At 74.9% G+C, this 22,905-nt stretch carries 19 protein-coding genes and 1 tRNA gene; 9 read left to right on the top strand and 11 right to left on the bottom strand.

Going from position 1 to position 22,905, the window contains the following annotated elements; genetic code table 11:
• Positions 1-4: 4 nt before the first annotated feature.
• Both ATL31_RS16470 and ATL31_RS15270 read right to left on the bottom strand, forming a co-directional pair.
• Positions 5-2,851, bottom strand: a complete 2,847-nt coding sequence (locus ATL31_RS16470; protein WP_158239855.1) for a hypothetical protein — start codon at positions 2,849-2,851, stop codon at positions 5-7.
• On the bottom strand, positions 2,852-4,648 hold the full coding sequence (locus ATL31_RS15270) for an HSP90 family protein (protein ID WP_101396752.1): 1,797 nt from the start codon (positions 4,646-4,648) through the stop codon (positions 2,852-2,854).
• 112 nt (positions 4,649-4,760) lie between these two features.
• On the opposite strand from ATL31_RS15270, the gene ATL31_RS15275 reads away from it, so the two are divergent.
• Positions 4,761-6,527 carry a SigE family RNA polymerase sigma factor gene (locus tag ATL31_RS15275; RefSeq protein WP_101396754.1) on the top strand — a complete coding sequence of 589 codons (1,767 nt, stop codon included), beginning with the start codon at positions 4,761-4,763 and terminating at the stop codon, positions 6,525-6,527.
• Positions 6,528-6,543: 16 nt separating this feature from the next.
• Here the strand turns inward: ATL31_RS15275 and ATL31_RS15280 are convergent, their stop codons facing one another.
• The gene (locus ATL31_RS15280) at positions 6,544-7,377 is read right to left on the bottom strand and encodes a sulfurtransferase (RefSeq protein ID WP_211284046.1); all 834 of its coding nucleotides are present in this window, start codon (positions 7,375-7,377) and stop codon (positions 6,544-6,546) included.
• A 49-nt stretch (positions 7,378-7,426) separates the two neighbouring features.
• The gene (locus tag ATL31_RS15285; RefSeq protein ID WP_101396758.1) at positions 7,427-8,035 is read right to left on the bottom strand and encodes a dihydrofolate reductase family protein; all 609 of its coding nucleotides are present in this window, start codon (positions 8,033-8,035) and stop codon (positions 7,427-7,429) included.
• A gap of 54 nt (positions 8,036-8,089) precedes the next feature.
• On the opposite strand from ATL31_RS15285, the gene ATL31_RS15290 reads away from it, so the two are divergent.
• The 7 genes from ATL31_RS15290 (at position 8,090) to ATL31_RS15320 (ending at position 14,757) form a co-directional block, all read left to right on the top strand.
• The gene (locus ATL31_RS15290) at positions 8,090-8,890 is read left to right on the top strand and encodes an alpha/beta fold hydrolase (RefSeq protein ID WP_101396760.1); all 801 of its coding nucleotides are present in this window, start codon (positions 8,090-8,092) and stop codon (positions 8,888-8,890) included.
• Positions 8,887-10,104: a tRNA dihydrouridine synthase DusB gene (gene dusB / locus ATL31_RS15295; RefSeq protein WP_101396762.1), complete on the top strand. Its 1,218-nt coding sequence runs from the start codon at positions 8,887-8,889 to the stop codon at positions 10,102-10,104. The genes ATL31_RS15290 and dusB overlap by 4 nt, the downstream gene beginning before the upstream one ends.
• 68 nt (positions 10,105-10,172) lie before the next feature.
• Positions 10,173-10,841, top strand: coding sequence for a YdeI/OmpD-associated family protein (locus tag ATL31_RS15300; protein WP_245862538.1), 669 nt, complete (start codon positions 10,173-10,175; stop codon positions 10,839-10,841).
• Positions 10,842-10,845: 4 nt separating this feature from the next.
• Complete coding sequence (locus ATL31_RS15305) at positions 10,846-12,087, top strand: deoxyguanosinetriphosphate triphosphohydrolase (RefSeq protein ID WP_101396764.1); 1,242 nt, start codon at positions 10,846-10,848, stop codon at positions 12,085-12,087.
• A gap of 44 nt (positions 12,088-12,131) precedes the next feature.
• Positions 12,132-14,072: a DNA primase gene (gene dnaG, locus ATL31_RS15310; RefSeq protein WP_101396766.1), complete on the top strand. Its 1,941-nt coding sequence runs from the start codon at positions 12,132-12,134 to the stop codon at positions 14,070-14,072.
• Positions 14,069-14,599 (top strand): hypothetical protein, encoded by a 531-nt coding sequence (locus ATL31_RS15315; RefSeq protein WP_101396768.1) that lies wholly within the window; start codon positions 14,069-14,071, stop codon positions 14,597-14,599. The genes dnaG and ATL31_RS15315 overlap by 4 nt, the downstream gene beginning before the upstream one ends.
• Before the next feature lie 85 nt (positions 14,600-14,684).
• Positions 14,685-14,757: transfer RNA gene (locus tag ATL31_RS15320), tRNA-Asn, on the top strand.
• 52 nt (positions 14,758-14,809) lie between these two features.
• Here the strand turns inward: ATL31_RS15320 and ATL31_RS15325 are convergent.
• The 4 genes from ATL31_RS15325 to ATL31_RS15340 form a co-directional block, all read right to left on the bottom strand.
• Positions 14,810-15,679: an amino acid ABC transporter permease gene (locus ATL31_RS15325; protein ID WP_101396770.1), complete on the bottom strand. Its 870-nt coding sequence runs from the start codon at positions 15,677-15,679 to the stop codon at positions 14,810-14,812.
• On the bottom strand, positions 15,676-16,341 hold the full coding sequence (locus tag ATL31_RS15330) for an amino acid ABC transporter permease (protein WP_101396772.1): 666 nt from the start codon (positions 16,339-16,341) through the stop codon (positions 15,676-15,678). Before ATL31_RS15330 ends, ATL31_RS15325 begins: the two co-directional genes overlap by 4 nt.
• 96 nt (positions 16,342-16,437) lie before the next feature.
• Entirely contained in the window at positions 16,438-17,277 is an 840-nt protein-coding gene (locus ATL31_RS15335; RefSeq protein WP_101396774.1) for a glutamate ABC transporter substrate-binding protein, read from the bottom strand.
• A 70-nt stretch (positions 17,278-17,347) separates the two neighbouring features.
• Complete coding sequence (locus tag ATL31_RS15340) at positions 17,348-18,088, bottom strand: amino acid ABC transporter ATP-binding protein (RefSeq protein ID WP_101396776.1); 741 nt, start codon at positions 18,086-18,088, stop codon at positions 17,348-17,350.
• Positions 18,089-18,220: 132 nt separating this feature from the next.
• Between ATL31_RS15340 and ATL31_RS15345 the strand changes: the two genes are divergently transcribed.
• Positions 18,221-19,627, top strand: a complete 1,407-nt coding sequence (locus ATL31_RS15345; protein WP_101397724.1) for an NAD(P)/FAD-dependent oxidoreductase — start codon at positions 18,221-18,223, stop codon at positions 19,625-19,627.
• Between the two features lie 42 nt (positions 19,628-19,669).
• Here ATL31_RS15345 and ATL31_RS15350 read toward each other — a convergent pair whose 3' ends face one another.
• From ATL31_RS15350 to ATL31_RS15360, 3 genes are read right to left on the bottom strand one after another with little or no spacing between them, the layout of a single operon-like run.
• Positions 19,670-20,428 carry an SDR family NAD(P)-dependent oxidoreductase gene (locus ATL31_RS15350; RefSeq protein ID WP_101396778.1) on the bottom strand — a complete coding sequence of 253 codons (759 nt, stop codon included), beginning with the start codon at positions 20,426-20,428 and terminating at the stop codon, positions 19,670-19,672.
• A gap of 33 nt (positions 20,429-20,461) precedes the next feature.
• Positions 20,462-21,463 (bottom strand): acetamidase/formamidase family protein, encoded by a 1,002-nt coding sequence (locus ATL31_RS15355; RefSeq protein ID WP_245862541.1) that lies wholly within the window; start codon positions 21,461-21,463, stop codon positions 20,462-20,464.
• 20 nt (positions 21,464-21,483) lie between these two features.
• Positions 21,484-22,701 carry an alpha-hydroxy acid oxidase gene (locus ATL31_RS15360; RefSeq protein WP_101396782.1) on the bottom strand — a complete coding sequence of 406 codons (1,218 nt, stop codon included), beginning with the start codon at positions 22,699-22,701 and terminating at the stop codon, positions 21,484-21,486.
• Between the last annotated feature and the right edge of the window lie 204 nt (positions 22,702-22,905).

Here is a 22,905-nt window from a genome sequence, read left to right on the forward strand (position 1 = left end):
GGGCTCAGGCGCCCGGGCCGAAGGCGTCCCAGACGTCCCGGGCCTCCTCGGGGCGCCCCGCCCGGTCGAGGGCGCGCGCGAGCGCCCCGGCCGCCTCGACCCGCTCGCGGTGCAGGCCGTGGGCGTGCAGCTCGGTGAGTGAGGCCCGCAGCCGCGGCTCGGCCTCCTCGAGCCGGTCGGCGTCGGCCAGCACCGCGCCCGCCTCGGCGCGCAGCACCCGCTCGAAGTCGCCTCCGACCAGGGCCTCGGCCCGTGCGAGCCGCGCCACCGCGTCGTCGGTGCGCCCCCGGCGGGCCAGCAGGTGCGCGCCCTGACGCAGGATGTCGGGCTCGTGCACCTCGGGGTCGAACGCGGCGTCGGGGTCGTCGGCCGGGTGCTCCCGGTCGAACCGCTCCACGTCGCCCAGAACGGCGTCAAGGGCGGTGATCCCGGCGTCGAGGTCCTCGCCGGAGGCCTGCAGCGCCGCGCGTGAGCGGGCGGCGGCGAACACGACGTCGGTGGTCCCGCCGGCCCGGGCCTTGTCGACGGCGTCGTCGAGGTGCGCTGCCGCCGCCTCGAGCTCGTCGGCCTCCCAGGCCGCCATCCCGGCCCGGTACTGCGCATGGCTCGCCTCCTCGAGCCGACCTGCGGCCTCGAAACCGGCCGAGGCGGTGGCGAAGGCCGTGCGCGCGCCGCGCCACGTCCCGAGCGCGCTGTCGGCGTTGCCCAGGGCCCAGGCGGTCGGGCCCACGAGGTCGGGCACGTGCTGGTGGATGAGGGGCAGCGCCGCCTCGAGCAGCTCGGCCGCCTCGGCCGGGCGCCCGGTCTCGACCCAGGCCAGGCCCAGGTGCCGCTGGGCGACCGCCAGGGCCACCGGGTCCCGCAGCCGGGCCGAGACCGCGACGGCGTCGGCGGCGCGGGGCTCGAGCCGTTCCCAGGCCGAGAGGTCGACCAGCAGGTCGCAGTAGGGGAGGAGCACGGCCAGGCGCGGCCCGTCGGCGGACCCGACGGCGGCCAGCGCCTGCTCGTGCAGGTCGGCGGCCCGGTCGAGGTCGCCCGCGGCCCGGGCCATCCGGGCCCGGAGGTCGAGGGCCTGGCCCCGCAGGACCGGGTGGGCACCGACCAGGCGTTCGGCCTCCTCGACCAGGGCGGTCGGGCCGGCCGGGCCGCCGTCGTAGGCCAAGGGGGCCGCGTCGAGGAGGCACAGGGCCTGCCGCGGGGCCAGGCCCAGCCCGGCGTACAACGAGGCCGCGTGCCGCAGCCGCGCGACCGCGTCGGCCGGGCGGGTGGTCAGCGCGTACCACCGCCAGAGCGCGGCGGCGACCTCGGCGTGCCCGTCGGCCTCGGCGCCGGCGGCCAGCGACTCGGCCTCGTCGCGGGCGGCCCGGGCCTCGGGGGAGCCGGGGCCGTGGGCGTCGAGGGCCGCGCGCACCGCGAGCACCGCCAGGTCCCCGCGCGCGTGCCGGAGCGCTCCCTCGTCGCCGGCCCGGCGGGCGAGCCGCTCCGCGAGCCGGAGCCGCTCGGCCTCACGTTCGGGGTCGCGCAGCAGGTGGGCGCTGACCCGGTCGAGGGTGGAGGCCGCTGCCAGGGCGGCGGCGTCGTCGCCGTCCTCGAGGCCGGGCAGGACGCGTTCGCGGGCGGCCAGCCAGCCCCGGAGGGCGGTCTCGAGCGCCGGGTCGACGGCCCGCTGCGCGTCCCGGACGCCCTCCGCCAGGGCCACGACGTCGGCCCCCGTCGTGGGGGCCGGGGCGGAGCGGCCGGCGTCGGTGGGGACGGACGTGAGGTGGGTCGGGGGCAGGGTCGGGCCGTCCGCGACCAGCGCGTCGGAGCAGGCGGCCAGCAGCCGTCGCGAGGTGACGACGGTGCCGCTGCGCGCGTCGAACCGGGCCGCGAGGTCCTCGGCCACGCGGGCGAGCTCGTCCTGCACCTCGACGATGGGACGGCCACCGATCTCGTCGGCGGCCAGCCCGAGGCGCCGGGCGTGGTGCAGCACCCACGCGGCGGTGCCGGCGAACCACATCCGGTCGGCGGCCGTGTGCAGCTCGTCGAGCCAGCCCAGCCGGGGGAGCAGCAGGTCGTAGGCGCGGTCGGTGTTGCCCATCCGCACCAGCACCCGCAGGCAGCGCGCCACGGTGTCGGCCAGCGCCACGTCGTCGGCCACGTCGTACCAGGACCGGCGGAAGGAGGCCGCGGCGCCGTCGAGGTCGCCCAGGCCCGAGCGGATCTCGGCGTCGTGGGACTGGCTGACCTGGGGCTCCTCGGCGCACGTCATACCGCCCGACACCACCCTGGCGAGCACCTCGAGGGCGCGGTGGGGGTCGGACTCGAGGGCGAGCAGGGCCTGGCCGCGGGCCTCGCACGCCGCGCAGTCGCTGCGCCCGTCGCGCGGGGTCTCGAGCCACCGGGCGAGCTCGGCGTCGCGCTCGGCGGGCTCGTCGAGGGCCACGGCCAGCCACGCCCGCGCCGCGTGCACCGGGCGCAGGTGGTAGCCGTCGCCGGTGAACGCCTCCGCCAGGTCGTCGACGGCCGCCCGCCAGGCCGCCAGTGGCACCTCGGGCAGCTTCTCGATCTTCTCGACCGCCCACTTCAGCTTCCAGAGCACGTCGTCGCGCTCGGCCTGTACCAGCCCGTGCTCGGCGCCCAGGGCCCCCCGCAGCCAGGCGACGTGCGTCAGCATCTCCGGGCTGTCGGGGACGTGGAAGAGCGCCGCCGACAGGTCGGTGCGGGCCACGTACTCCTCGGCGAACGAGCCGTGCCGCTGGGCGAGCCGCAGGGCTGCCTGGTGGCCGCGGACGCGGGCCGGCCCGGGTGGCTCGCGGTCGGCGGCGAGCGAGACGTCGGCGAACTCGGGGGAGACGAGGTCCCACTGCATTCAGCCACCTCCGGTGATGACGTGGTCGATGAGGGCGGGCAGCGCGCGCGCGAGGAGGGCGCTGTCGAACGGGGTGCGCGGGTGACCGCCGGCGAGCAGCGCGTGGGCGTAGAGCGCCTCGAGGGCCAGGCGCTGCAGCGTGGGGTCGGCGCCGGCCAGGCGGCGCACCGAGGGGTTGGCCGCGTTGAGCACGAAGGCGGGCCCGGCGGCCGTCGGGTCCGCGAGCGAGGCCAGGGCGGCGCCCCAGGGGCCGTCGGCCAGGCCGGCCAGGTCGGCCACCGAGCGCCGGTCGCGGTCGCGCTCGGCGGCGTCTCCGACGAGGAGCATCGCCTGCAGCGACTCCGGCCGGAACCGCCGCACGATGGGCTCGGCCTCGGCCCGTGCCAGCACCGCGCGGGCGACGTCGAGGAGCGGGAGGAACACCGCCTCCGCGTCGGCGTCGAGACGGTCGACGTGCGTGGTGAGCTCCTCGGGCGGCATCCGGCGTGACTCGGCACCGGGGGTGCGGGCCACGAACCGCTCGACGATGGCCGCGTCGTAGGCGTAGCCGGCGTTGAGGACCGGGATGCCCTGCGCGGCCGCGACCGTGGCCACCTGGCGGAAGTGCTCGAGCGTGTCGACGTAGGTGATGATCCGCTGCTGGGCGGCGAACTCGGTGAGGGTCGCGGTGCCCGTGGTGGTCTCCCACGGCAGCACGTCGGCGACGACGTCGAGCATGGCGTCGTCCTGCGCCGCCATCGCCTTCGCCCCGAGGTGGTGCACCGCGAAGAACGCCTGGGCGCGCGGCCGGTCGGTGGCCGCCATCCGCAGCAGCCACGTGCGCAGCTGGGCGCCGAGCCGGTCGCGCACGGCGTCGAGGGTCGCGTCGGTGCGCAGGGCCTCCCGTGAGGCGGTGAGCCCGAGCCCCGACACGTCGACGACCGCGCGGACGAACGTCGCCCAGGGCGGTAGCAGGTCGTGGTCGTTCTCGGTCACGAGCATCCGCTGGGCGTACACGCGGGCCGTGGGGCGCGCGGCCGAGGCGGTCGGGACGACGTACGCGTACCCCCGCAGCCCCGTCGCCGGGTCGGCCAGCGGCACCACGTCGAGGGGCGCGAAGCCGAGGACGTCCTGGCACCAGGCCGCCGCCCGGCCGAGCAGCGGGGCGCCGTCGGCCTCCTCCCACGGGAAGCGGGCGCGGGCGCAGCGCACCGGCCCGTCGGCCGTCTCGACCACGAGGTCGACGTCGAGGTGGCGGGCGTAGGTGGCGACCAGGCGGAGCACGGAGGCGGCCCGCAGGAGCTCGGCGGCGCTCCCGCGGGGGGCGAGCGACACCGTGGTGCCGGGGGTCCCTCTGGCGGTGGTGCGCTCGAGGGTGTAGCCGCCGTCGTCGCGCCCGCGCCAGCGCACCGCGTGGGCGGCGCCGGCCGTCTCGGTCTCGACCGCGATCTCGTCGGTGACCAGGAAGCACGAGAGCAGCCCGATGCCGAAGCGGCCCAGGTAGGAGTCGCGCGCCATCCCCAGGGCGTCGCGCTTGGTCGAGGCCCCGATGGTCGACAGGGCCGTGCGGACCCCGTGCTCGTCGAGCCCGATGCCCGCGTCGACGACGTGCAGCCGGCCGTCGGCGGAGACGTCGGCCGGCACGACCCGCACCGTGGCCGGAGCGGACGGGTCGTGCTCGCGGCGGGCCGTGGAGGCGTCGACGGCGTTCTGCACCAGCTCGCGCAGGTACACCCGCGGGCTCGAGTACAGGTGGTGCGAGAGGAGGTCGACGACCCCCCGCAGGTCGACGTGGAACACCTCGTCCGCCTCGGCCATGCCTCGATCGAACCAGATGGCGGCCCTCGGTGGGGTGCCGCTGACGCCCGGTCGGGCCCAGAACGGCCGGTGTGGTCCACGATGGGAGCGTGAGCGACGCGAAGGTGGCCCGGTGACCGGGGAGGGCGCGCGCCGTCGCCGCGACGACGTCGCCGACTTCCTCCAGTTCGCCGCCGCCCGCCAGACCCCGGTCCTGCGGGCCGCGACCGTGGTGGCCCGCGATCCTCGGGCCGCGCACGAGGCGGCGGTGCGCACCCTGGCCGCGCTCGCCGCCGACTGGCCCCGGGTGCGCGAGGAGGGGCCGGAGGGCCACCTGCGCCGCCGGCTCTACCGCGAGGCCCTGGCCGTGGCGCCGCCGGCACCCGAGACCCTCGCCGGCGGCGACCCCGGGCCGGCCGAGGGGGCGGAGGCGCGCCGGTCCGCGGCGGGCCGGGTCCTGGACGTCCTCCCGCCCCGGGCGCGGGCGGTCGCGGCGCTGCGCTGGCTCGACGACCGGGCCGACACCGCGACGGCCGAGATCCTGGGCGTGCCGGTGGAGCAGGTCCACGACGACGCGGTGCTCGTGCTGGCGCGGCTCGGCGCGGTCGACGAACGGCCGGAGCCCCGCCCGGCGACCGAGGACGAGGCGCGCGACCTGCTCGAGCTCGTGGCCGAGGCCGTCCCCGACGCCGACCTCGGCCCGGAGGCGGTGGAGGCCGCGCGGGCGCGACGGCGCACGACCCGGCGCCGGGTGGTGCTGGCGGGCGGGGCCGTCGTGGCCGCCGGGGCGACGGCGCTCGCGCTTCGGCCCTCCGGCACGCCGGTCCGCCCTCGTCCGTCGCCCACCTCGCCCCTGGCCGAGGGCCGGCTCCCCGAGGTGCCGCTGGCCGGCGCCACGGTGCACCTGGCGCCGGCGCCCGACGACGAGCCGTCCCTCCCGCCCTACCCCGACGCCGCCGAGCTGGCCCTGCCCGAGCGGCTCGGCCCCGGGCGCGACGCGCTCGAGGCGCTCTCGCCCGCCGGCACCCGGGCGTCGGTGCGGGCGGTCTTCCTGCTGCGCGTCGACGTCGACCGCTACCAGCCGGCGGTGTTCCTGCCCCGGCAGACCCCTGCGCCGCTGCTGGTGTCGATGGCGCCGCTACGGAGCACCACCGACCCCGACGGCAACCGTGGCTACCCGCTGGGCCCCCGGGCGATCGACGACGACCGGCACCGCGTCGCCTTCGCCCAGCCGGGCGGCGTGGTGGTGCTCGAGCTGCGCAGCGCGAGGGCCCACCGCTACCCGGTGCCCGAGCAGCACCTCACCGGTGCCGGCTGGGCCAACGACGGCCGCACGGTGGTCGCCACGGGGGGCAAGGACAACTGGCTCGTCGACACGCGCACCGGGGAGGTGTCGAGCACGATCCTGCCCGTGAACGCCGGGTTCGCCGACCTCCAGGCGCTCGAGGGGGGCACCGTGGTACGCGGGTTCTCCGGCCGCGGCACCATCGTCGACACCACCTCGGTCGACGGGCCCGCGCTCGAGGTGCAGGGCAGCTGCGTGTCCAACACCGAGGGCTGGACGTGCGGGGCGGTCTACCTCGGGCCGGTGCCGAGCACCGGCGGCCGGCAGCAGGGCCTGGCCGCCGTGCAGCGCGACGGGCGGCCCCGGCTGCGCATCCTGGCCGCGTCGACGGCACGCGGGGTGATGGCCGAGGCCTACCGGCCGCTGGGCTGGGGGCCGCGCGACACCGCCCTGCTGGAGTCGCTCTCGACCGACGAGAGCGGTCGGCCGGTGCTGCGGCTGCTGGCCTGGGACGTCATCGAGGCGCGCCTCTACCGGGTGGCGACCGTGACCACCCCGGCCTACCCGGCCGACGGGGCGTCGGACGACCCGTTCACCGGCGTCTGGGCCCTCTGAGGCGTGGGGGCGGCGGTCAGCCGGGCTCGGGCCCGGTGGCGACCGGGCGCGCCGGGTCGGCCACCCACTCGCTCCACGAGCCGACGTAGGGGATGGCGTCGATACGGGCGGTGTGCAGGGCCAGGGCCATCTGGGCGGCGGTCACGCCCGAGCCGCAGCTGGTCCCGACCGGGGTGTCGCGGTGCACGCCGGCCTGCGCCGCCCGGGCCCGGATGCGGTCGGGCGGCAGGAAGGTGCCGTCGTCGGCCAGCAGCTCGGTCATCGGCAGGTTGACGGCGCCCGGGACGTGCCCGGCCACGGGGTCGATCGGCTCGACCTCACCGCGGTAGCGCTCGGCGGACCGGACGTCGAGGAGCACGCCCGCCCGCGCCATCTCGGCCGCGCTGGTCGGGCCGAGCACCGGCACCGACCCGGGGCGCACCGTGAGGGTGCCGGGGTGGGGCGCCGCAGGCTCGCTCGTGGCCGGGTGCCCCGCGCGCACCCAGGCCGCGAGGCCGCCGTCGAGGACCCGCACCTGCGGATGGGCGGCCCACCGCAGCACCCACCAGGCCCGGGCGGCCGACAGCGAGGTGCGCTGGTCGTAGACGACCACCTCGGTGTCGTCGTCGAGCCCACAGGCACGCAGCGCCGCCTGGAGCACCTCGGGGTCGGGCAGCGGGTGCCGGCCGCGGTCGCCCGGAGGCCCCGCCAAGGCGGTGTCGAGGTCGAGGAACGGCGCACCCGGCAGGTGTGCCTCGGCGTAGAGCTCGCGCCCCGGCGTCCCCACGAGGTTGTACTGGACGTCGACGACGCGGACCTCCTCGCGGGCGAGGGCCACGGCCAGGTCGTCGGCGGAGATCAGCGCGCTCACGCCGCCATCCAACCACCGGGCCGCCCCCCGCCCCGCCGCACGTGGCGGGTCAGCGCCGGACCCGGTAACGGACGTGGACCGCACCGGGGGAGGCCTCGACCTCGACCGGCTCCAGCCCGACATCCGCGAGGTCGGGCGTGAGCAGCGGCTCGCCGGCGCCCAGAGCCACCGGGATGTGGTCGAGCGTGAGCCCGTCGAGCTCGCCGGCCGCCAGGGCCTGCCGCACGGCGGAGGCGCCCCCCGCGATGTCGACGTCGCCGTCACCGGCCGCACGCGCGGCGGCCAGGGCCTGCGGCAGACCGCCCGTGACGAAGTGGAACGTGGTCCCGCCCTCCATCTCCAGCGGTGGCCGGGCGTGGTGCGTCAGGACGAACACCGGTGCGTGGTAGGGCGGCTCGTCGCCCCACCACCCGCGCCACTCCTCCTGCGACTCCCACGGCCCGCGCACCGGGCCGAACATGTTGCGTCCCATCACGTAGGCCCCGCGGGGCCGCAGCAGCCGCTCGGTCCAGGCGCGGTCCACCGGGTGCAGGTCGTCGTCGATGTGCCAGTGGTGCAGCGAGAAGCCGCCGCGGCCGAGCGGGTCCTCGCGGCTCTGGTCGGCGCCGGCGACGAAGCCGTCGAGCGAGACGGAGAGGTGGGCGGTGGTGAAGGTCATGCACCAGTAGACCGCAGCGACGGCGCGGAATCGTCGGTGCGCGAGAATGGCGGGATGGCCCGCCGCGTCCGCCTCGTGCTGCTGCACGGGTCGCAGGTCAACCGGGCGGTGTGGTCGCGCTACACCCACTACCTCGGCCCCGACGTCGAGGTCGTGGCCCCCGACCTGCCGGCGCACGGCGCCCGCCGCGGCGAGGACTTCACCTGGGCGGCCGCGCTGGCCACGGTCGACGACGCCGTCGGGCCCGACGACGGCACCCCCGTCGTGCTGGCCGGGCACAGCCTGGGCGGCTACCTCGCGCTGGCCTGGGCGTCACGCCACCCGCGGCGGCTGTCGGGCCTGGCGCTGCTCGGGGCGTCGGCGGTTCCCACCGGCCTCGGCGCGCTGGTGTACCGCGGCCTGGCCCGGGTCGAGCAGCGGCTCGGGGCCGACCGGATGGCGCGCGCGCTGGACCGCGAGTTCGACGCCCTCCTGCCCCCGGCCTTCGCCGCGGCGGTCAAGGAGGCGGGCTACGGCTTCGACGGCATCCCCGCCGCGTGGGCCGCCGTGATGGGGGAGTGCCGGCCCGGGATGCTGCGCGAGGTCACCGCCCCGGTGCTGCTCGTGAACGGCCAGCTCGACCAGCTCCGGGTCGACGTGCCGCGCTTCCGCCGGGCCGCCCGGTCGGCGCCGTGGGTGCGGGTGGTCACGGTGCCGCGCGGGCTGCACGTGGTGCCGCTGACGCATCCGGCCCAGGTCGCCGCCGCGCTCTGGGAGCTCGTGGTGTGGGCCCGCGCCGAGGCCGAGGAGGAGGGGCTCGGCCACGCCCGATTCACGCCCGGCCGCCCGCTCGGGGGAGAATGGACGCCGCCATGACGACCACCGCCCCCGCCCCCACGCCCACCCCGGTGCTGCCCCCGCTGCAGATCGGGCGCCACGTCATCGGCTCACCCGTGGTGCTGGCGCCGATGGCCGGCATCACCAACCGCGCCTTCCGCCGGCTCTGCCGCGAGTACGGCACGGCCGGGCTCGAGGCCGGCGGCGCGTCGGGGGCCAGCAGCCTCTACGTCGCCGAGATGGTGACCACGCGCGCCCTGGTCGAGCGCAACGCCGAGACGCTGCGCCTCATCTCGCACGACCCCGACGAGCAGCCCCGGTCGGTGCAGCTGTACTCGGTCGACCCCGCCACGGCCGGCCTGGCCGCGCGGATGCTCGTCACCGAGGACCGCGCCGACCACATCGACCTCAACTTCGGCTGCCCGGTCCCCAAGGTCACCCGCAAGGGCGGCGGCGCGGCGCTGCCGTGGAAGACCGAGCTGTTCCGCGGCATCGTGCGGGCCGTCGTCCGCGAGGCGTCGGCGTACGACGTGCCGGTCACCGTGAAGATGCGCGTGGGCATCGACGCCGACCACGTCACGTACCTCGACGCCGGCCGCATCGCCGAGGCCGAGGGCGTGGCCGCCGTGGCCCTGCACGCGCGCACCGCCGCCCAGGCCTACTCGGGGCAGGCCGACTGGTCGGCGATCGCCCGGCTCAAGGAGGCCGTGGCCTCCGTCCCGGTGCTCGGCAACGGCGACATCTGGTCGGCCGAGGACGCGCTCGCGATGGTGGCGCGCACCGGTTGCGACGGTGTCGTGGTGGGGCGCGGGTGCCTGGGGCGGCCGTGGTTGTTCACCGACCTCGCGGCGGCCTTCGCGGGCTCCGACGCGCGGGTCACGCCCGGGCTGCGCGAGGTCACCGAGACCCTCCGGCGCCATGCGCGCTACCTGGTCGAGTTCTACGACGGCGACGAGGGGCGGGGCTGTCGCGACATCCGCAAGCACATCGCCTGGTACCTGAAGGGGTTCCCGGCCGGCTCCGAGGTGCGCCACCGGCTCGCGCTCGTCGACAGCCTCCAGGCCCTCGACGACCTCATCGGCGGGATGGAGCTCGACGCGCGGTGGCCCGGGGAGCCCGCCGAGGGCCAGCGCGGACGCGCCGGCTCGCCCCGGGTCGTGGCCCTGCCCGAGCACTGGCTGCGCTCGCGCGAGCTCGACGACGCCCAGCGCGCCCAGGTGGCCCAGGCCGAGCTCAGCGTCTCCGGCGGCTGACGCCCGCGCATCCGCCTCGGCGCTCTCGGGGGCGGCCGTCCGTCGGTGGGTCTCGCTAGCCTCGGGGTGTGAGCGAGCGGATCGGGACCCCGGGCGGCACGCCCGAGCGACCGGCGCTGTTCTTCCGCGACGGCGCCGAGTTCGGGCGCTGGCTGGCGGCCCACCACGACACCGCGACCGAGCTCTGGATGGGCCTGTACAAGAAGGCTTCCGGCAAGGGCGGCATCACCTGGGCCGAGGCCGTGCGCGAAGCCCTCTGCTGGGGCTGGATCGACTCCCGGGCCGAACGGGTCGACGACGACGCCCGCCGGCAGCGCTGGACCCCCCGCAAGGCCGGCAGCACCTGGTCCACCGTCAACATCGACGCCGTCGCCGAGCTCACCGCGCAGGGCCGGATGCAGCCGCCCGGCCTCGCGGCCTTCGAGCGCCGCCGCGAGGACCGCAGCGGCATCTACGCCTACGAGACCCGCACCCTCGAGCTGCCCGAGCACTACGCCGCCCTGCTGGCCGCCGACCCCGCCGCCACCGCGTTCTGGCACGTCGCCACCCCGGGCTACCGCAAGGTCGTCGTCAACTGGGTGCTCACCGCCAAGCAGGCTGCCACCCGCGACCGGAGGATGGCCCAGCTGGTCGCCGACTGCGCCGCCGGCCGGATGGTGAAGCTCCAGCGCTACGGCACCCCGCCGACCTGGGTGGCCCGGGCCGCCGCCGCCGCGGAGGCGGCCCGCCTAGGGTGAGCCCGTGACCTACTCCGCGCGCGACCGCGACCGCTGGGTGGCCGAGGACCCCGCGCAGAAGCGCTCCGACCGCGACGACTTCGCCCGCGACCGCGCGCGGCTGCTGCACTCGGCGTCGCTGCGTCGGCTCAGCGCCAAGACCCAGGTCGTCGCGCCGTCCTCCGACGACTTCGTCCGCAACCGGCTCACCCACTCCCTCGAGGTCGCCCAGATCGGCCGCGAGCTGGGGCAGGCGCTCGGCTGCAGCGCCGACGTCGTCGACACCGCGTGCCTGGCCCACGACCTCGGCCACCCCCCGTTCGGGCACAACGGCGAGTCGGCCCTCGACACCGTGGCGGCCGGCATCGGCGGCTTCGAGGGCAACGCCCAGACGCTGCGCATCCTGACCCGCCTCGAGGCCAAGCGCATCCACCCCGACGGCCGCCCGGCCGGCCTCAACCTCACCCGCGCCAGCCTGGATGCCGCCACCAAGTACCCCTGGCGCCGGGGCGAGGCGCCGCATCCCACCACCAAGTTCGGCGTCTACGACGACGACCTCGATGTCTTCGCCTGGTTCCGCGAGGGAGCCCCGACCGGCCGGCGGGCGTTCGAGGCCGAGGTGATGGACTGGTCCGACGACGTCGCCTACTCGGTGCACGACGTCGAGGACGCCATCGCGTCGGGGTGGCTCGACCCGCGGCGCCTGCGCGACCCCGCCGACGTCGACGCCGTGCTGGCCGTCGCCACCCGGGTGTACGAGCCCGACCTCGGCGACGACGAGCTCCGCGCCGCCCTCGAGCGCATCCTGGCCTCGGGCGTCGTGCCCACCGCCCACGACGGCAGCCGGCGCGCCCTGGCCGCGCTGAAGGACATGACCTCGCGGCTCATCGGCCGGTTCGCGGTCACGGTCGAGTCCGCCACCCGCGAGGCCAACGGGGACGCCGCCCTGGTCCGGCACGAGGCCGCGCTCGTCGTCCCCACCCGCGCCCGCGCCGAATGCGCGGTGCTCAAGGCCGTGTCGGCCCACTACGTGATGCACGCCGCCGAGCGGGTGGCCCTGTACGAGACCCAGCGGCAGGTGGTCGCCGAGCTCGTGGCCGCCTTCCAGGCCGACCCCGCGCGCCTCGACCCCGACCTGCGCGCCGACCTCGACGCCGCCGGCGACGACGGGGCCGCCCTGCGCGTGGTCGTCGACCAGGTGGCCTCCCTCACCGACGTCCGCGCCCTCGAGCTGCACCGCCGCTGGTGCCGCCGCCCGGCGGGCTGACGGGCGCACGACCTAGACTCACGGACACACCACAGGGAGGTCGAGTGCCGGGTCGGATCAGGGCCGACGACATCACGTCGGTCAAGGAGCGCTCGTCCATCGAGGACGTCGTCCGCGACCACGTGACCCTGCGCCCGGCGGGCGTGGGGTCGCTCAAGGGGCTCTGCCCGTTCCACGACGAGAAGACCCCGAGCTTCACGGTGCGCCCGACCGTCGGCACGTACCACTGCTTCGGCTGCGGCGAGGGCGGCGACGTCCTCGACTTCGTGCAGAAGGTCGAGCACCTCAGCTTCACCGAGTCGGTCGAGCGCCTGGCGGCCAAGCTCGGGATGGAGCTGCGCTACGAGGAGGGCGGCGGCCCCCGCGAAGGGGGCACCTCGCTCGGCAAGCGCTCGCGGCTCGTCGAGGCCCACCGGGTGGCCGAGGAGTTCTACACCGCCGCCCTGCTCGACCGGACCCGGGGGGACGCCCGGGTCGGGCGCGACTTCCTGCGCGAGCGCGGCTTCGGCTCGGCCGCGGTCGAGCGCTTCGGTGTGGGCTTCGCTCCGGCCGACGGTGACGCCCTGACCCGGCACCTGCGCGAGCGGGGCTTCACCGAGGACGAGCTCACCACCGCCGGCCTCAGCGGGCGGGGGAGCCGGGGGCTCTACGACCGGTTCCGGGGGCGGCTGATGTGGCCCATCCGCGACACCACCGGCGACACGGTGGGCTTCGGGGCGCGCCGGCTCTTCGACGGCGACCGGATCGCGGCGAAGTACCTCAACACCTCCGAGACGCCCATCTACAAGAAGAGCTCGGTGCTCTACGGGCTCGACCTCGCCAAGAAGGCCATCGCGGCCGACCGCCGGGCCGTCGTCGTCGAGGGGTACACCGACGTCATGGCCGCCCACCTCTCGGGCGTCGAGGGCGCGGTCGCCACCTGCGGCACGGCCTTCGGCGTCGACCACATCAAGATGCTGCGCCGCATCATGCGCGACGAGGCCGACCACGCGCCGGCCCGGGTCGTCTTCACCTTCGACGGCGACGCCGCGGGGCAGAAGGCCGCGATGAAGGCCTTCGGCGAGGACCAGCGCTGGGCCGCCCAGTCGTTCGTGGCCGTCGCGCCCGACGGGATGGACCCCTGCGACCTGCGCCTGGCCAAGGGGGACGCCGCGGTCGCGGCCCTGGTCGACGCCGCGGTGCCGATGTTCGAGTTCGCGGTGCGCACCACCATCGCGCGCTTCGACCTCGACACCGCCGAGGGGCGCGTGCAGGCGATGAAGTCGGTCGCGCCCATCGTCGGCTCCATCCGCGACACCAGCCTGCGCCCCGAGTACATCCGCACCGTGTCGGGCTGGCTCGGGGTCGAGGTCGAGCAGATGGCCACCGAGGTCAAGAAGGCCGGCCGGCTCGCGCCGCCCGACGAGACCCCCGACCGCCGTGGCGTGGGCACCGACGAGGTGCCCGAGCCCGGGCCCGGCGAGGGCGGCCCGGGCCTTCCCCCGCCCGACCTGCGCGACCCGGTCGTGGCCGCCGAGCGCCAGCTGCTCCAGGCCCTGCTCCAGTACCCCGGCCAGTTCCCGGACGCCGTCGTCGAGGCGCTCGAGCCCGAGGTCCTCACCGCGCCCGCGCACCGGGCGGTGCTCGACGGCGTGCGCATCGCGGCCGCCCGAGGCCATCGCGTGGGCTCGGCCGCCGCCTGGGTCGCCGCCGTCGGCGAGGCCGCTCCCGTCACGGTGCGCTCGCTGGTGTCGGAGCTGTCGGTGGCGCCGCTGCCGGTGCGCTTCGACAGCTCCACGGGGCTGCCCCCGCGGCGCTACCTCGACAGCCTCGTCGTCGGGGTGCGCGACGCCCACCTGGGGCGGCGCATCGCCGACGCGATGTCCACCCTGCGCCGCATCCAGAACGACCCGGCGTCCGACCAGTCGTCCCTACGCGAGAGGACCACCGCCTTGCACGCCCTCGAGCTCGAACGCGTCCGTCTGCGAGAGGGCGTGGGGTCGTGAGGCTGCGCTGGACGGGCCTGCGCCGGCCGGAGGTCCCCGCCGATGTCGCCGGCGTCATCGCCCCCAGCGAGGGCGAGCGGCTGCTGGCGTGGGCGCGCGCCTCCGGTGGCACCACCGTCGTTGCGGGCCGCCACCGGCTCTACGTGGTGCGCACCCCCGACGACGGCGAGCCGGAGGTCGTGGTGGCCCGCGCGTGGCACCTCGTCGACGCCGGCAGCATGAGCGAGACCGGCGAGCTGCGGGTCGAGTGGGTCGACGCCGAGCCCGCGCTGCGCCTGGTCCTCACCGAGCCCGGGATGCTGCCCGAGACCTTCCGCGAGCGGGTGCAGGCCTCGGTGGTGCTGGCCGAGACCATCGACCTCGGGGGTCGGCACACCGCCAAGGTGGTGGTCCGCCGCGACCTCGCCACCGACGCCCTGCTCTCGCAGGCCGTGCTCGGCAAGGGCGTGCGCGCCACCGATCCGGGCGTGTCCGAGCGGGTCCGCGCCGGGCTGGCGCGGGTCCGCGAGCAGGTCGGCCTGGCCTGAGCCCTGGCGTGCCGGGGCCGATTTCGTCCCGCCCCGCCGGGTTGCTATCGTTGCGTCGCTGCCGCGGCGATCCCGTGGTGGCCCTTCCCCTGTAGCTCAACTGGCAGAGCATTCGGCTGTTAACCGGAGGGTTGTTGGTTCGAGTCCAACCGGGGGAGCATCGAGAAGGGCCCGCACCGTACGGTGCGGGCCCTTCTGCGTGTCCTGAGCTCAGGCGGCGTCGACCGCAACGGCGGCCGCACGCGGGGTGCCGGCGCTGCGCCGCTTGCGCTGCATCCGGCCCTCGACGTAGCCGGCCACCTTCGTGAGCGCGTAGTTGATCACGATGTAGACCACGGCGGCGACCACGTAGGCGGGGACGGTGTTGGCGTAGGCCGAGCCCACGGTCTTGGCGGCGGTCAGCAGCTCGGGGTAGAGCACGACCGTGCCGAGGGCGGTGTCCTTGAGCACCACGACCAGCTGCCCGATGAGCGCGGGCAGCATGGCCCGCAGGGCCTGCGGGAGCTGGATACTGACCAGGGTCTGGTTCGGGGTGAGCCCGATCGACAGCCCGGCCTCCTCCTGACCGCGGGGGAGGGAGTGCACGCCCGAGCGGACCAGCTCGGCGATGACCGAGCCGTTGTAGAGCGTCAGGGCCAGGACGACGGCCGCCATCGGGGCGTACTCGTTCGGCAGCCAGGTGGCGGTGGCGAACCAGCCGAAGAAGAAGAACACCATCATCAGCAGCACCGGCACCGAGCGGAAGAACTCGACGACGACACCGCTGACCCAGCGGACCGCACGGACGCTCGAGAGGCGCCCCATCCCGAAGACGATGCCGTAGATACCGGCGAGGACCACCGAGGCCGCCGCGGCCTTGGCGGTCTCCCACAGGCCCGGCAGGAGGTAGTCGAGCCACAGCGCGGGGTCGGTGACGAACGGCTGCCAGAGGTAGCCCTCGAGCTGGTTGGTGCTCTTCAGCTTCCCGTAGACCACCCAGGCCAGCGCCAGCAGCACCAGCACCCCCACGCCGGTGAGGATGCGGTGCCGCAGCCGGGCGCGCGGGCCCGGTGCGTCGAACAGCACGTTCTCGGTGCTCATCGCTTCACCGCCAGGCGGCGCGACAGGGACGTGATGCCGATGCCGAGCGGGAGGGTCAGGATGACGAAGCCGAGGGCGAAGAGGAAGAACGTCGGCAGGCTGGCCCCCTCGTTCTCGGTGATCTTGGCGAGCAGCCCGGCCGCCTCGGCGGTACCGAGGATGACCGCGGCCACGGTGGTGTTCTTGATCAACGCGATGAGGGTCGAGCCCAGCGGCGCGACGCTGCCGCGGAAGGCCTGGGGCAGGAGCACCTCGCGCATCGACTGGGCGAAGGTCAGCCCGATCGAGCGGGCGGCCTCGGCCTGCCCTGCGGGGATGGTGTTGACCCCGCTGCGGATGGCCTCGCACACGAAGGCCGCGTGGTAGATCGTCAGCATCACGACGGCCCACCAGTACGCGTTGCGCGTCGCGTCCTGCGAGAACTGCAGGCCGAGGATGTAGCTGAGCCCGAGGATGCTCGAGACCATCAGCAGCGTCAGGGGGGTGTTGCGCACCAGGTTGACGTACAGCGAACCCAGGGCCCGCAGCACCCCCACCGGCGAGACCCGCAGCACGGCGATCACCGTCCCGAGGACCAGGGCCCCGATCGCCGACAGCACGGACAGCTGGATCGTCACCCAGAAGGCGCCGAGCACGTCGTAGTTGCCGAGGATGTCACCCATCAGCTCACCTTTCGGCCGGGGGTCGTGGTCCGTGCCGCGTGACACCGCCCGCCGAGGAGGCGGGCGGTGTCACGCGCGGACCGTGGGCGGGGACGGTCAGGCGCAGGCGTCGGGGGTGGGGGGGTTGCCGGCCGGGGGCTTGTAGCCGGCCGGGCCCAGGTTGTCGTCGACGGCCTTCTGCCAGGAGCCGTCGCTGATCATCTTGTTGATGGCGTCGGTGACCTTCTGGCACAGGGCGGTGTCGCCCTTCTTCAGGCCCACGCCGTAGCGCTCCTCGGAGAACGGCTTCCCGACGACCTTGAGCTTGCCCTTGTACTGCTCCTGCGCGGCGTAGCCGGCCAGGATGGTGTCGTCGGTGGTCAGGGCGTCGACGCCCTTGGAGACCAGCGCCGCCACGCACTCGCTGTAGGTGCCGAACTCCTGGAGGTTGACCCCGGGCACCTTGTCCTTGACCTTCTGCGCCGACGTGGAGCCGGTGACCGAGCACAGCTTCTTGCCGTCGAGGGTGTCGGGGCCGGTGATGGAGCTGTCGTCGGCGCGCACCAGCAGGTCCTGGCCGGCGACGAAGTACGGCCCGGCGAAGGAGACCTTCTCCTTGCGCGCGTCGGTGATGGAGTACGTCGCGAAGATCAGCTTCACCTGGCCGGTGGAGATGAGGTTCTCGCGCTGGGCGCTGGGCGACTGCACCCACTCGATCTTGTCGGCGTCGTAGCCGAGCTCCTTGGCGACGTACTTGGCGACGTCGACGTCCATCCCCGTGTACTCGTCCCCCTTCTTCAGCCCGAGGCCGGGCTGGTCGAACTTGATGCCGATCTTGATGCTGTCGCCGCCGGAGCCGCCCGAGGCGCCGCCGTCCGAGCTGTTCGAGCCGCAGGCGCTGGCCCCGAGGGCGAGGGCCGCGGCCGCGGCGATGAGTCCGATCCGGGTGCTTCTCATGAGGTGGTTCCTCCTGGTGTCGTCGACGCGTGGTCGCTCTCGGGTGGCCCTTGCCGGCCGGCCCTGGGGTTCAGTGGGTGAGGATCTTCCCGAGGAAGTCCTTGGCGCGCTCGCTCTGGGGGTTGGTGAAGAACGCCTCGGGGGTGTTCTGCTCGACGATCTGGCCCTCGCTGAGGAACACCACGCGGTTCGCGACCTTGCGGGCGAAGCCCATCTCGTGGGTGACGACGACCATGGTCATGCCGCTGCGCGCGAGCTCGACCATGACGTCGAGGACCTCGTTGATCATCTCGGGGTCCAGGGCCGAGGTCGGCTCGTCGAAGAGCATCACCTTGGGGTCCATGGCGAGCGAGCGGGCGATGGCCACGCGCTGCTGCTGGCCGCCGGAGAGCTGCGCGGGGTACTTGTCGGCCTGGTGCCCGATGCCGACCCGGTCGAGGAGCTCGCGCGCCCGCTTCTCGGCGTCGGCCTTCTTCAGGCCACGGACCTTGATGGGCCCCAGCGTGACGTTCTCGAGGATGGTCTTGTGCGCGAAGAGGTTGAAGGACTGGAAGACCATCCCCACGTCGGCGCGCAGGGCGGCGAGGTCCTTGCCCTCCTCGGGCAGCTCCTTGCCGTCGATGGTGATCGAGCCGGACTCGAAGGTCTCGAGGCGGTTGATGGTGCGGCACAGCGTGGACTTGCCGGAGCCCGAGGGCCCGATGAGGATGACGACCTCGCCGGTGGCGACCTCGAGGTTGATGTCCTGCAGGACGTGGAGGTCGCCGAAGTGCTTGTTGACGTCCTTCATGACGACGAGGGGCTGGCTCATGGCCTCGAACCTAGCGAGGGCGAGGTACCTGAGGGAATGCTGATGCCCCGAAACCCTGATTCGTGACCAACCCGAGACGGAGCGCGAGGTCGCGTGGTGGGGCTCGGGACGGGGCAGGGCATGATGCTGGGCATGTCCGTCGCGCCCGCCGCCGTCCGCGCCTCGCTCGCCGACGCCGTACCCGACGTGTTCTGGACCGACCGCCCCGCCCTGCGCCCCGCAGCGCGCCCCGCGCTCACCGGCTTCGGCCACCGCGCCGACCTCGTGGTCGTCGGCGGCGGCTTCACCGGACTCTGGGCAGCCCTGCAGGCCAAGGAGGAGGACCCGTCGCGCGACGTCGTGGTGCTCGAGCGCGGCCGGCTGGGCGTGGCGGCATCCGGGCGCAACGGCGGGTTCGTCTCGCCGTCGCTGACGCACGGGCTCGCCCAGGGCGTCGGCTGCTGGCCGCGCGAGATCGCCACGCTGGAACGGCTGGGGGCCGAGAACTTCGCCGGGCTCCAGGAGGCGGTCGAGCGCCACGGTATCGACGCCGACCTGCACGTCCCGGGGGAGCTGACCCTGGCCCTCGACCAGCGGCAGGTCGCGACCGTGCGCGAGGCGTACGACCTGCACCGGGCGCACGGGGTACCGGTCGAGCTGCTCGACGGCCCGGCGGCCCGGGCCCGGGTCGACTCGCGGCGGTACCTCGGGGGCATGCACGACCCCACCGTCGGCCTCGTCGATCCCGCCCGACTGGTGTGGGGGCTGGCGGCGGCGGCGGAGCGCCTCGGCGTGCGCATCCACGAGGACACCGCCGTCACCGGGTTCGAGGAGGAGACCTCGCGGCTGCGGGTCGAGACCGAGTGGGGGAGCGTGCGCGCCCGCAAGGTCGTCGTCGGCACCGGCGCCTTCCGCGGGGTGCTCCGCCGGCTCGCCTGGTACACGCTGCCGGTCTACGACCACGTCCTGATGACCGAACCGCTGTCGGCCGCGCAGCTGGATGCCGTGGGCTGGCGGGGCCGCGAGGGGCTGACCGACGCGGGCAACCAGTTCCACTACTACCGGCGCACCCTCGACGACCGGGTGCTCTTCGGCGGGTACGACGCGAACTACCACTTCCCGGGGCGCATCGACCCGCGGTTCGAGCAGTCGGCGTCCCACGAGCTGCTGGCGCGGCACTTCCTCGAGATCTTCCCGCAGCTCGAGGGCATCCGGTTCACGCACCGGTGGGCGGGCGTCATCGACACCACGTCGCGCTTCACCCCGGTGTTCGGCACCGCCTTCGGCGGCCGGCTGGCGTACGCCGTGGGCTACACCGGGCTCGGGGTGGCCTCGACGCGCTTCGGGGCGCGGGTCGCGCTCGACCTCGTCGACGGGCGCGACACCGAGCTCACCCGGCTCGAGATGGTCCGGCGCAAGCCGCTGCCGTTCCCTCCGGAGCCGTTGCGGAGCGTCGGGGTGCGCCTGACCCGGGCGAGCCTGGCCGCGGAGGACCGCACCGGCCGGCGCAACCTCTGGCTGCGCGGGATGGACGCGGTCGGCATCGGCTTCGACAGCTGATCCGCGAGCGCCGCTCGGACGCCCGGGCCGGCGGCGGCGCTCCTACAGCTGGATCCCACGGGTCAGGGCCCCGTCGACGACGAGGTTGGTGCCGCTGATCCGGCTGGCGACGGGGCTGGCCAGGAACACCACCGGTGCGGCGATCTCCTGCGGCGTACCCATGTGGCCCGTGGGGTTGAGCTCGACCGCCGTCCTGAACAGGTCCGGGTCGCCGCCCTCGATGCTCTCCCAGACACCGCCCGGGAAGTAGGTGTTGCCGGGGGAGACGGTGTTGGCACGGATCCCCTGCGGTGCCAGCTGCATCGCGAGGCCGTGGATGTAGCCGATGATCGCGGTCTTCGCGGTCCCGTAGGGGCCCGAGGCGAAGTCGGACTCGCGCCCCGACACGCTGGAGATCGCGATGATCGAGGCGGCCGGGCTCTGTTCCAGGTGCGGCATCGCCGCCTTGACGAGCCGGACGGTGTGCATCACGTCGACGCTGAGGCTGAGCTCCCAGTTCTCCTCCGTGTCCGGGATCGCCAGCGCGCTGACGTTGGCCACCACGACGTCGAGGCCGCCGAAGGTGTCAGCAGACCGGTTCACCCAGGCAGCCAGCGCCGCCGCATCGGCGACGTCGACCGTGGAGCCGGTGACGTCGCCGCGCTCGCTCAAGGCCTCCTGGGTCGCCGACACCTCCTCGGCGCTGCGGGCGCAGAAGCCGACGACGGCCCCTTCGTCCAGGAAGGCCTCGACGACCGCGCGGCCGATGCCGCGCGTGCCCCCGGTGACGAGGACGCGGGTTCCGTTGAGTCGCAGATCCATGGGTGGAGCCTTTCGGGGAAGGGGTGCGGGCGGTCAGAGTGGGCCGAGGGAACGGGCGCGAGCGCGCAGTTCCGCATGGATGCCCCCGTAGGCCTCCGCGCGGGGGAGCAGCCGCTTGGCCGCCTTGACCACCACGCTGTAGTTGGCGTCGACGACGTTGGCGACCGGGACCTGCGCGATCTGCGAGCACAGCTGGTAGGCGTCCATGACGTGGAGGCCGCACAGCTCGCTCACCCAGTGCACGAGCTCGGCGTTGCCGATGCGCCAGGAGTCCTCCATCGGCCGGCTCGACCCGATCGCCATGAGGTGGGTGTCGGTCTCGATGCGGGGCCAGCCCGGGGCGTGGCCCTTGACGAGGTCGACGATGAGGGTGGTGGTCATCGCCCCCTCCACGGCAGTGCCGCACGCCTCGCCCTCACCCTGGCGGTAGTGGCCGTCGCCGACCGAGAACATCGCGCCCTCGACATTGACCCCGAGGTACACCGTGGCGCCGGCGCGCATCTCGGGCGTGTCCATGTTGCCGCCGAAGCGGTCGGGCACGAGCGACGAGCGCACCTCGCCTCCGGCCGGAGCGACGCCCACGGTGCCGAGCATCGGTTCGACGGGGAGCTCGACGCGGTGGTCGCTGTGCCGGGCCGTGAAGGCGACGGTGTTGCGGTCGCGGTCGAGCTCGTAGATCCAGGTCGTGTCCGGGAGCGCGGGCTGGAGGTTCACGGTGCGGTCCGTGCCGGTCATCCCGCCGAAGAAGGGGATGGCCGCCGAGGCGGCCCAGTCGCGCGCGGGTACGAGGTCGACGAGGTGGAGCACGAGGGTGTCGCCGGGCTCAGCGCCCTCGACGTAGAAGGGGCCGGTCTGCGGGTTGACGAACCGCAGGTCGACCTTGGCACTGGACAGGTCCTCGACCGTGCGCAGTGCCCCACCGAACGCGTCGTCGGACCACAGCCGCAGCGCCGTGCCGGGCTTGACCCGCATCTGCGGAGCGACGCCACCGAAGGTGTAGACGTACTGCTCGCGGGTGGGGGTGAACTCGATCATCTCCATCCTCGGAAACTACCTCAGCCCTGGCGCAGACGAACATGGTCGCGACCCAGGTCGGACACCCGTGAGACGCCGAGCAGGGCAAGGGTGGAGGTGACCTCCTGCTGCAGGATCTGCGCGGCGCGCTGGACCCCGCGTTCGCCGCCGGCCATCAACCCGTAGAGGTAGGCGCGGCCGACGAGCGCGGCCCTGGCCCCGAGGGCGACGGCGGCGACGATGTCGCTCCCGGACAGGATGCCGCCGTCGACGTAGACCTCGGCGCGGTCGCCGACGGCGTCCACGACCGACGGGAGGACTTCCAGCGGGACCGGAGCCCGGTCCAGCTGGCGCCCACCGTGGTTGGACACGACCACCGCGTCGGCGCCGGCGTCGACCACCGCCTGCGCGTCGGCGACGGTCTGGATGCCCTTGACGACCAACGGTCCGTCCCACACCTCCCGCAGCCAGCCCAGGTCGGCCATCGAGGCCGCCGGGTCGAACATCGTGCCGACGAGCTCGGCGACGGTCCCGTCGAAGCGGTTGAGCGACGCGAACTCGAGCGGCTCGGTGGTGAGCAGGTCCCACCACCACGCCGGGTGCACGGACCCCTCGGCGAAGGTCCTCAGGGAGAGGGTCGGTGGGATCGTCAGGCCGTTGCGGACGTCGCGAAGACGCGGGCCGGCCACGGGCGTGTCGACGGTGAGCACGAGCGCCTCGTAGCCGGCGGCCTGCGCCCGCGCGACGAGGTCGCGGCTGGCCTCGCGGTCCCGCCAGAGGTAGAGCTGGAACCACCGACGCGCGTCGGGCGCGGCGGCGGCGAGCTGCTCGATCGAGGTCGTGCCCATGGTCGACAAGGCGTAGGGGATGCCTGTGCGCGCCGCGACGCGACCGACCGCGGACTCGCCCTCCGTGTGCATCATCCGGGTGAACCCGGTGGGGGCGAAGGCCCACGGCGCCGCGGATGCCTTGCCGAGGATCGTCGTCGAGGTGTCCACGCCCGAGACGTCCTGCAGGACCCGCGGCGAGAACTCGACACGGGAGTAGGCCTCCCGGGAGCGCGACAGGCTCAGCTCCTCGCCGGCGGCACCGTCGGTGTAGTCGAAGACCGCGCGCGGGGCGCGCCGCCGGGCCAGCCGGCGCAGGTCGGCGATGGAGGCCGCTCGGGCCAGCCGCCGGTCCGTGGTGTCCAGCGGGACCCGCGCGGGACGCAGGACCTCCTGCAGCTCGGACCACCGGGGGCGACGGCGCGTTGTCATCCCGCCGTTCTACAGGATCCGCGGTCTTCCCCGCGTCGGCGGACACGGAAGGCGGAGCGAGCAGCCCAGAGAGCGTGTTGCCCCGCCGGAAGTGTCCGGCGAGTGGGACGGGCACCCAGGCAGACCGGACGCCTCGACTGCCACCATGGGGTGGGCCCAAGGTTTCGCCGCCCCGGATCCGGCCGAACGTCCTGGCCGCCGCTG

This window comes from Phycicoccus duodecadis (assembly GCF_002846495.1).
Classification (GTDB): domain Bacteria; phylum Actinomycetota; class Actinomycetes; order Actinomycetales; family Dermatophilaceae; genus Phycicoccus; species Phycicoccus duodecadis.

Coding starts and splice junctions, on each gene's coding strand:
- ATL31_RS16470 (WP_158239855.1), bottom strand. CDS start 2,851: ATGCAGTGGGACCTCGTCTCCCCCGAGTTCGCCGACGTCTCGCTCGCC.
- ATL31_RS15270 (WP_101396752.1), bottom strand. CDS start 4,648: ATGGCCGAGGCGGACGAGGTGTTCCACGTCGACCTGCGGGGGGTCGTC.
- ATL31_RS15285 (WP_101396758.1), bottom strand. CDS start 8,035: ATGACCTTCACCACCGCCCACCTCTCCGTCTCGCTCGACGGCTTCGTC.
- ATL31_RS15290 (WP_101396760.1), top strand. CDS start 8,090: ATGGCCCGCCGCGTCCGCCTCGTGCTGCTGCACGGGTCGCAGGTCAAC.
- dusB (WP_101396762.1), top strand. CDS start 8,887: ATGACGACCACCGCCCCCGCCCCCACGCCCACCCCGGTGCTGCCCCCG.
- ATL31_RS15325 (WP_101396770.1), bottom strand. CDS start 15,679: ATGAGCACCGAGAACGTGCTGTTCGACGCACCGGGCCCGCGCGCCCGG.
- ATL31_RS15330 (WP_101396772.1), bottom strand. CDS start 16,341: ATGGGTGACATCCTCGGCAACTACGACGTGCTCGGCGCCTTCTGGGTG.
- ATL31_RS15335 (WP_101396774.1), bottom strand. CDS start 17,277: ATGAGAAGCACCCGGATCGGACTCATCGCCGCGGCCGCGGCCCTCGCC.
- ATL31_RS15340 (WP_101396776.1), bottom strand. CDS start 18,088: ATGAGCCAGCCCCTCGTCGTCATGAAGGACGTCAACAAGCACTTCGGC.
- ATL31_RS15345 (WP_101397724.1), top strand. CDS start 18,221: ATGTCCGTCGCGCCCGCCGCCGTCCGCGCCTCGCTCGCCGACGCCGTA.
- ATL31_RS15350 (WP_101396778.1), bottom strand. CDS start 20,428: ATGGATCTGCGACTCAACGGAACCCGCGTCCTCGTCACCGGGGGCACG.
- ATL31_RS15355 (WP_245862541.1), bottom strand. CDS start 21,463: ATGATCGAGTTCACCCCCACCCGCGAGCAGTACGTCTACACCTTCGGT.
- ATL31_RS15360 (WP_101396782.1), bottom strand. CDS start 22,701: ATGACAACGCGCCGTCGCCCCCGGTGGTCCGAGCTGCAGGAGGTCCTG.